The sequence below is a fragment of the Vibrio sp. 10N.222.46.A1 genome, assembly GCF_041473595.1.
GTDB lineage: Bacteria > Pseudomonadota > Gammaproteobacteria > Enterobacterales > Vibrionaceae > Vibrio > Vibrio tasmaniensis_A.
In genome coordinates this window covers 1-777 of sequence record NZ_JBFRSN010000957.1, presented here as the reverse complement: position 1 = coordinate 777, position 777 = coordinate 1, and the positions used below count along the sequence as shown (strand labels likewise).

General features: G+C 40.5%; 1 pseudogene. It reads right to left on the bottom strand.

Features of this window, described 5'->3' with window-relative positions:
* A pseudogene (locus AB4496_RS22520) lies at nucleotides 1–619 on the bottom strand (RNase E specificity factor CsrD); the annotation flags it as partial.
* Nucleotides 620–777: the final 158 nt, after the last annotated feature.

Below are 777 nucleotides of genomic sequence, written 5' to 3'. Positions count from 1 at the left end.
TCAGTACATCAAGCGCTTCACTTGCCGTATATGGCCATTCTCGCTCGTCCCCTTTTGAATGAGCCTCTACCTGCCCAGCAAGGATCATTCTCCCTCGCTCTTCCAAAATCTCTGAGCCCATTAACTGTTCTTTTAACCAACGAACACCACGAGCCAAACAAAAAAGGATCAATGCCACCGCCAAAGTAATCGACCACATAGCTTCAATCGAGTAGTTGTAACCAATATAAGGGGGGAGTGCTTTAAATTCGATTTGATAGCCTTCATTTCGATCTAAAATGAAGCTTCTTTCATAGAGACGGTTTGGATCAATTTGTGGGGAGGTATCTTTAAATCGGTAAACGATACCGGTTTTGTTTGAAAGCTTCATCTCAACGATATTGCTTGCCTGCAACATCTTCGGCATCCAACGTTGCATTGAATACGCAGCATCTGGATCTTCCATCTCTTTATCTACGACGTCGACAATGCCAACCAAATAATGATCTAAATATTCCTGTCCTATACGCTTAAAGGAGAGTGTGCCACCAATAAAAAGGATGAACATCGCACTGATCACTATCACGGTGACAAATGCGACCAATCGAGTGCTCAATTTTAGTGTCGGGGTATATCTCATGAATAACGAAATCCTTTTCAACTCACATTATACCGTATTGCTACTTATACTATAAATTGACGTTGTAAATAAAGCGTTAAGAATTGTAGGTAACAAAAAGCCGCGATGAACGCGGCTTCTTCCAATTTAATACTGCTTTTATAATATATTAAAAACAG